Here is a 5,568-nt window from a genome sequence, read left to right as displayed (position 1 = left end):
CCCCCTCGTTCCCCCCTACCCCCCTCGTTCCCCCCTACAAGAGGGGGGAGGACAGAGGATGCTTCGCTTTTTTGGCAGGGGGGAGGACAGAGGATGCTTCGCTTTTTTGGCAGGGGGGAGGACAGAGGATGCTTCGCTTTTGTTGCACGGGAGAAGGGGAACCCTCTCCCCGCTCCCCTCTCCCCGGCGTGGGAGTGGGGCTGGGGGTGAGGGGTTGAGCTTAAGTTGACACGGATGGATACTATCGTGCCCTGATCTCGCTTCTTCCCCAGCTCCATTACTAATACGTCATAATGGAGTGTAAATTTTGAGAGTAGCGCTCAAACTTTGAGCAAATGAAAACAGCGACGCGCCCAGAGGAATTAACGGATTTAGGCAACTGCTTACAGGAGGACTTGCAGTCATACCTGCATGAGAGCACTCCTGTTCAAATTCGGTGTCGGCGAAGTGATAAACGGTTAGCGATTTGGGTACAGCATCCCGCCGAGGCGACGCTGGATCAAGATGAGATTCTCGCCTTTTTAGAACAAACGATCCGCAGCCAATATCCATTGGTGGCTCAACAAGCCAGAGTTAACCTGCTCAGAGCTGGAGAAAAGAAACCTTACATTTCGCGATCGCTCTTCCTAAATTTGCCTGAACCCGAAACGACGACACCCTTTGAGGCGGATTCGGTAGAAACAAACGAGACAGAGGAGACTAACCCCCCGTCTGAAACGGAAACTCCGCAAAACTCAGACTCGGACGAAACACAAGCCGAGTCATCCCATCCGTGGGATCAACCGATTCCGGAGGTAAACGATGAAGCCGATGAGTCAGAATCCGAACAACCGCCGTCAGTCAAGCTCAGGTTAAAATCATCCTGGCTACCTTTGGTAGTAGCGGGTGCTGGGTTGAGTTTGGTGGTTTTCTTTAGTACGCTTTATGCCCTGACTCGTCCTTGTGTCATGGGTAAATGCACGGTTTTGCCAGAAGCGGAACAGTTAAGCCAAAAATCAGCAGAAACCCTGCAAAACCCAGAATCGGGAAAAGCGGTTTTGGAAGCACAAGAACAGTTACAAGAAGCGATTCAATTAGTAGCGGCGATTCCGCCTTGGTCCAGTTACCGCCGCCAAGCGCAACAAAAACTCCAAGTCTATCAGTCCCAATCCGAAACCGTGGCGGATATGGTAGAGGCACTGAAAACGGCGGCTAGAGCCGGGTATGAGAGCCAAAATCCGCCACATCCGGAGTCGAAATGGCGGGAAGTTCAGAACCTCTGGCGAGACGCGATCGCGAAATTGGAACAGCTACCCACCGATAGCAATCTTCAACCTTTAGCCAAAGCCAAAATTAAGGCGTATAAGACGAATTTAGAGGAAATTAATCAGCGACTCCTTAAGGAACGAAAAGCCCAGGAACATTTAAACGCGGCTCAAGAAGCGGCGCGGATGGCGGAAGTGCGTCAAGGAATTGCCCAATCCTTATCAGACTGGCAATTGGTTTATGCCACTTGGCAAGCGTCGATGCGGCGTCTGAAACAGATTCCCCAAGGGACAACTCCTTATGAGGAAGCCCAAGAGTTATTGGCGCTGTATTTACCAAATCTTGCCAAAGCCCGCGATCGCAAAACTCAAGAACAAATTTCTGCCAATGCCTATAATCAAGGCGTGCAGTTAGCTCAACTGGCGACGAATTCTCAAAGCGATAAGCAATGGTCAGTCGCTCTGGTTCACTGGCGCAATGCCTTAACCTATGTCAATCAGGTACCCCAAGAGACCTATTACTACGCTAAGGCACAATCTTTGGTTGAACCCTACCGAGGTGCGCTTAAACAGGCTCAAAACCAGCTTCAGTTAGCCGTCAAGATGCAACAAGCCCGTCGGGATCTGAATCAGACTTGCTCTGGGACACCCAGCATCTGTAGTTATACGCTTGACAACAAGATGATCAAGGTGCGGTTAACACCCGCTTATGTCCAGATGGTGCAACAACGGGCGATGACAGCTAGAGCGCAAGGAGACTCAGAGGCTCATGCGGGTCTTGTTAATCACATTTTGACCTTGGGTGAAGCGTTGGAAGTGATTAGCGATAACGCCCAATTGCGAGTGGAGGTTTATACGCCAGAGGGTGTGATGATCCAATCCCATAATCCAGCTCAGTAGCTTGGACTACTGCCTTGGCAAGTCAAAGTGCGATCGCGTGTAACTCCCTTAAAAATCTCTCATCTGTCCAGTAATTCGGTTTACGTTGTAGATGCATTACAGCGATCACCAAAATTTTCTAAAGTGTGTTCTATTTCGTCCAAAAATGCATGAGCTAATTCTTGGTTGATGCTGTCATAATAAGCTACTGCATCCTGTAATTCCTGTTGAGCATCTGGATGAAAATCATAAATCATCGCTGATACCGGGAACGCAGTTGACGTAAAACTTGTTGACCATCAATGGGTACAACTCGCCCCTGATCAATAGCTTGAATCCTTGCTTCTGCCTCTTGTTGCCAAAGTGCATCAACTTCTGCTTGTTCCACGGCATCTAGACTTTTGAGCAAGTGTTCAGCTAGCATGGCTCTTAGCCCTGGTGGTAGGGAGAGAGCCGCTCCAAAAATTTCATCGTAAGTCGCATTGCTCATAGTTTTGCAAAAGCTGGTGTTTCTTTGCTGTGCCGAGATATCCTCTCAATTGTAACGGCGATCGCAGGTTCTGATTAAAATAATACGCCTGTTCTATATTTGAAACCGCTTGGTGAAATGAGTAGTCTTCCTTTAAATTCAACTATTTTAAGGAATACGGTGTAATGTGAAAAAATATTAAATTAAGTCACAAAATAAAAAATAATAGCCATTTAAGTCGCTCTGAAACCTTAAGATACTTAGTAGCGTTAGCTAAAAAGTAAAAGCTTCTATAATCCTAAATCTCAAAGGAAATTCTCCTGGTTAAAAGGGAGACTTTCCGCGATTCATTTGGGATGATGCGAATAAAACCCACTCAATCAAATTGAAATGATTTGTGAAAGCAGAGGGAGCGGAGAAAGGGGCTGCTCTAGGATAAAGAGTAATGAAAGAAATTCATCGATTATTTGGATCAGAATTATAACGATAAACTTATTTCCTCTTAACTTTAAATGATACAGAAAACTCAACCCTTACACTTATCACAATCTCAGCTCAATCCTAGCCCAACGATGATGGCTCTATTTGCCATATTTACAGCCATCGTCGCTTTATCCCTGGCGGCTATATTTATCCGATTGAGTGAACGGGAACTTGGTCCATTTGCCACCATCTTTAATCGCTTCTGGATTGCCTTTATCGTCTTATGGCTATTGAACCAGTCAAAGGTGCGATCGCAACACGATGAACAATCATCTATACCTAAGTCAGAGTATACCGTTCGCGATTGGCTCATGTTAATTGCGGCTGGCGTTATGTTTTGGGGATGTTTGGCACTTTGGGCATGGTCTCTTACCCAAACGGGTGTGGCTAATTCCACCATCCTGCACAACCTGACTCCCTTATTCACAACCCTGGGAGTATGGTTGATATTCGGTCAACACTTTGACAGTCGGTTTCTGATTGGGTTGATGATGGCAATGGTAGGGGCAACTGCCCTGGGACTTGATGATTTACAAGTCGCGACGGATAACTTTGCCGGAGATATTGCCGCGTTTTTATCCGCCCTGTTTTCCGCCGCCAACTTGATGCTGATTGAAAAACTGCGTGCCAAGTGGGATGCCACAAATATTATTATGTGGTGCTGCTTAGTGGGAACAGTAGTAACGTTACCCGTTGTCCTGCTAACTGAAGACAGACTGTTCCCGATTTCGGGTTCAGGCTGGTTATCGGTTATCAGTTTAGCGGTTGTCTGTCAAGTCGTCGGTCAAGGACTACAGGCATATAGTCTCAAACGCTTGTCTTCTGGATTAGTGGGTGTGTTCCTGCTTCTTGATCCCGTACTGGCGGCTTTGGTGGCGTGGGTTCTGTTTTCAGAACATTTAAGTCTGTTTAACGGATTCGCGTTTGCTGTGGTTTTAGTAGGCATCTATGTGGCTAAATCGAGTCACTACGCCTCTCAATTTATAGAAAAGGATTCCCCGCCAGCGCTCTGTGTCGCAGGGAAAACGTATTGAAACAGTGATCAAGGGTAAATAGGGGAGATGAGGGAGTTAGGGTAAAATGAGTATGAACAATAGTTACAAGGATTAAAGTTCTATGACACCCTCATTAGCCAACTTTTTCTGGAGTCTCGTTTTGGGTGGGGTAATTGTGGTGATTCCCGCCACTGTTGCTCTGATCTTTATCAGCCAGAAGGATAAAATCCAACGCTCCTAAGCTTGAGCGGTTGTTTTTGAACCCTTTGTCCAGGAACAGGGTAGCCCAGCCAGTCGCTGCCCTGTTTTCCCTATCTAGCTTCCAAAACCTGAACTTGAGTAGAATAGACTAGGCGTGAAGCTTTATTCTGCCAACTGGGTCAACAAATTTTGGCATAGCCAGTTAAGGTAGAGATTTATGGGCAAAACTCGTTACCATAGGACTGACTTAGGAGAGCAGCAATGGTCAATTTTGGGCTGAACTCAGCCAGTATTCTGGGTATTTTCTTGGCAGTTGCCGGAGCAGGGCTTTATTTCTTGCGATCGGTACGTCCGGAGTTAGCACGAGATCACGACATATTTTTCGCCGCTGTCGGACTATTGTGCGGCTTTATTTTGGTATTTCAGGGATGGCGACTCGATCCGATTCTCCAGTTTGGTCAGTTTCTGTTGACGGGTTCTGTGATTTTCTTCGCGGTTGAAACCCTTCGTCTACGAGGGATCACCACCGAACAAGCCAAGCGCAATACAAAAGTTGTCGATGACGAACGCCCGGTGAGCAATGTTTATCGCCAGGTGGCTGAGTTGGACGAACTCGAACCGATGGAAGATGAAGATCCCTACATTGGTCGTCGCCTCCGGGGAACCGCCGATTCGCGCTATAACCGCAGCGACAGGTACGAAGCCGAGGTTCGCCGTCCGAGAAGCCGCAACATTCCCGATGACTATCCCCCAGAAGAACGCTCTCGGAAACGCCGTCCACGCCCTGCGACTCGTTCGTCAAGACCGCCTGCGGACAGATGGGAGACTGATGTAGATAATGACTGGGATGATAGACCAACTCCTCCTAGTCGTCGTCCTCGCCCTTCGCGTCCACCGAGTCGCAGCCCCAACCCTGATATAGATATAGAACCCCCACCCAGAAAAAGAGGTCGTCCTCCCCACGACTCAACGGTATCTGTAGCAGATCAAGAGGTAGAACCGCCTGCCAGTGATTATGTGGATTATAGACCCATTGATCCGTTGGGGGATGAAGATGAAGATGACTACGTGCCTAGAGGTTCAGAATACTAAATCCAATTAGGTACAAGCTGTTCGGCATTTAAACGTTAATGTCAATAATGACGAACTCCTTGGTGTGCGAGCATCTTGCTCGCTACTAATACCTAATTCAAATGCATAACAGTGGGGAGGGCGGGTGCAAGTTGTTCATTGATTGGTGAGGCATTCAATGTTAATCCCTAAACCCGCCCCTACAAATGATTGATGACGAATAAAT

General features: G+C 47.5%; 6 protein-coding genes. 4 read left to right on the top strand and 2 right to left on the bottom strand.

Annotated elements, in window-relative coordinates; genetic code table 11:
• Positions 1–335: 335 nt before the first annotated feature.
• Positions 336–2,144, top strand: a complete 1,809-nt coding sequence (locus RH949_RS22035) for a hypothetical protein (protein WP_446356146.1) — start codon at positions 336–338, stop codon at positions 2,142–2,144.
• Positions 2,145–2,224: 80 nt separating this feature from the next.
• Here RH949_RS22035 and RH949_RS22030 read toward each other — a convergent pair whose 3' ends face one another.
• Entirely contained in the window at positions 2,225–2,380 is a 156-nt protein-coding gene (locus tag RH949_RS22030) for a type II toxin-antitoxin system RelE/ParE family toxin (RefSeq protein WP_198016431.1), read from the bottom strand.
• The gene (locus RH949_RS22025) at positions 2,377–2,613 is read right to left on the bottom strand and encodes an addiction module protein (RefSeq protein WP_006100428.1); all 237 of its coding nucleotides are present in this window, start codon (positions 2,611–2,613) and stop codon (positions 2,377–2,379) included. Before RH949_RS22025 ends, RH949_RS22030 begins: the two co-directional genes overlap by 4 nt.
• A gap of 491 nt (positions 2,614–3,104) precedes the next feature.
• Here RH949_RS22025 and RH949_RS22020 point away from each other — a divergent pair, with 491 nt between their 5' ends.
• The 3 genes from RH949_RS22020 to RH949_RS22010 all read left to right on the top strand — a co-directional run bounded on the left by RH949_RS22020 (position 3,105) and on the right by RH949_RS22010 (position 5,363).
• On the top strand, positions 3,105–4,109 hold the full coding sequence (locus tag RH949_RS22020; RefSeq protein ID WP_446356143.1) for a DMT family transporter: 1,005 nt from the start codon (positions 3,105–3,107) through the stop codon (positions 4,107–4,109).
• An 82-nt stretch (positions 4,110–4,191) separates the two neighbouring features.
• Positions 4,192–4,311 (top strand): photosystem II reaction center X protein, encoded by a 120-nt coding sequence (psbX, locus tag RH949_RS22015; RefSeq protein WP_006100705.1) that lies wholly within the window; start codon positions 4,192–4,194, stop codon positions 4,309–4,311.
• A 221-nt stretch (positions 4,312–4,532) separates the two neighbouring features.
• The gene (locus RH949_RS22010; protein ID WP_446356139.1) at positions 4,533–5,363 is read left to right on the top strand and encodes a Ycf66 family protein; all 831 of its coding nucleotides are present in this window, start codon (positions 4,533–4,535) and stop codon (positions 5,361–5,363) included.
• The last annotated feature ends 205 nt before the right edge of the window (positions 5,364–5,568 follow it).

This window comes from Coleofasciculus sp. A1-SPW-01, from assembly GCF_040217205.1.
GTDB lineage: Bacteria > Cyanobacteriota > Cyanobacteriia > Cyanobacteriales > Coleofasciculaceae > Coleofasciculus > Coleofasciculus chthonoplastes_A.
This window is presented reverse-complemented; position numbering and strand designations above follow the sequence as displayed.